We start from the raw sequence: 1,562 nt of genomic DNA, 5'->3' as shown, positions 1-1,562 counted from the left end.
GTCAGTTGCATCGTCGTCGTCCCGTTGCGTCTGTGCGATTGTCGCAGGATCAGGGGGAGTTGTTCAGAGTTTCCCTAGTGGCGGATAGGTCATTTCTGCGAAAGATTGAATCCTCCCCCTCTCACGTAGCCGTGATTGCCTTGGTAGGCGACCTCAACAACATAGTCGGTCTTGTCCAGATAAACTAGTTGCTTGACCGGCAAGGGGCTAGAGCTTGTGCCGAGCACCTCGTCACCTTGTATGTCCTTGTAAATCGTCACTTGTCCTCTAGGAATTAGTTCCATGCCGGGGGTGCAGCTAGAAATGCACGCTGCAAAAATAACGGTAAATAATGTCGCCATCACCTTCATTATGGCTTGGCCTGAAAAAGAGGGCGCGATGTTATGACGGCTGGGCTGGCATATAACATCATATTCAATGTCTCGGGGAAGATTGCATTGTATGGAGATAGCGGGGTTCCCATATTTCGCAAGCAGTTTTGAACGGGTGAGCCGCAGTTGTTTGAATGTCCGCTGTATTCTCCTTGGTTGTTTGCAAGGCAGCTTGCCAGAGCCTTTTCTTGTTCTTGGCTCAATGGCATGTGGTGTACAACCGCATCCCTGATTTCGTGCTGTCTGCTTGAATACCATGGATCAATCGTATTTCCATTCGGTCCAAATGAATACCCATTTCCGTATGCGTCCACTGATACGTGACCAAACGTTGAATGCAGTTTCCCGTAGCTGGGCATACCCCCCGTGTACGGCAACGGCATCCAAATATATATGTCGGCAAGTCCAAATGGGTCGATTTTGCCGCCCGGATTGCCAGAGGCGTAGCTGTAGGGGTTGATGCCGCCTGACTGTCCGATTGGATCGGATTGGACATAGCGTGCATCCGAAGGGAGGCTGAGCGTTGCCAGCGCCAATGTGGAGATGAAGGAAGCAAGCAACTTGATCGTCATCGTTCTTTTCCTTTGTATGTAGCTTTCGTCCGTTGAATGACCTGTTGGTATGCCGCGTTTTGCTTGGCTGTTGGCTCTATCCATCCCAGTGCCTCGGCTTTCTGGAACCAGAAAATATTGCTCCGTCTGAGGGTTTCAAAATCGGCTTGCTTTTCCGGATGTGCGGCGGTTTGAGATGGGGCATGCTCCGTGCGAGCAGCCTTCATCATTCGATAATACGCACTGCCTTTTTGTAGTATCGCCATCGTATCCTTAGGGTCGATTTTAATGGCCAAATCGGCGACCGCAATTTGATGAATATATTTGCCTCGATCTCGATAAAACTCCATCAAGGTGCTAAGCATTACCCCGACTGACTCGCGTCTGCTCAGTGGTCGTAGGTATATGCCATTGGTCATTGCCTGTGACGTAATAGCCATTTCCTGTTGATAGCTTGCATCGCGCTTGGTGCCGAAGCTGGTGGCTTCAATGTTGATCCACTGACCTTTATCGTTGCGGAACTTGGCCAAGACGTGCTCTGGGGCTGTTGCCAGGGTTATATCTAGGGATGGTCTGATCAACGGGGCCGGAAGACGAAGCAAGCCGCATCCGCCGCGCTGAGAGCGCTCAAATCCCCGAT

The 1,562-nt window shown here is 50.9% G+C and carries 3 protein-coding genes; all 3 read right to left on the bottom strand.

Translation table 11 applies throughout. The features are described from left to right. Positions 1-89: 89 nt before the first annotated feature. A complete protein-coding gene (locus LL962_RS20830) occupies positions 90-350 on the bottom strand; it encodes a hypothetical protein (protein ID WP_228318287.1) in 261 nt (86 codons plus the stop codon). Continuing rightward, a complete protein-coding gene (locus tag LL962_RS20825; protein WP_228318286.1) occupies positions 350-943 on the bottom strand; it encodes an RHS repeat domain-containing protein in 594 nt (197 codons plus the stop codon). The genes LL962_RS20830 and LL962_RS20825 overlap by 1 nt, the downstream gene beginning before the upstream one ends. After that, on the bottom strand, positions 940-1,562 hold a 623-nt coding region (locus LL962_RS20820; protein WP_228318285.1), incomplete at its 5' end, for a hypothetical protein. The genes LL962_RS20820 and LL962_RS20825, both read right to left, overlap by 4 nt.

The organism is Xanthomonas sp. NCPPB 1067, assembly GCF_020783795.1.
GTDB lineage: Bacteria > Pseudomonadota > Gammaproteobacteria > Xanthomonadales > Xanthomonadaceae > Xanthomonas > Xanthomonas melonis.
This window is presented reverse-complemented; position numbering and strand designations above follow the sequence as displayed.

Excerpts from the sequence above, each read along its gene's own strand:
- LL962_RS20825 (WP_228318286.1), bottom strand. The coding sequence starts at position 943 with ATGACGATCAAGTTGCTTGCTTCCTTCATCTCCACATTGGCGCTGGCA.
- LL962_RS20830 (WP_228318287.1), bottom strand. The coding sequence starts at position 350 with ATGAAGGTGATGGCGACATTATTTACCGTTATTTTTGCAGCGTGCATT.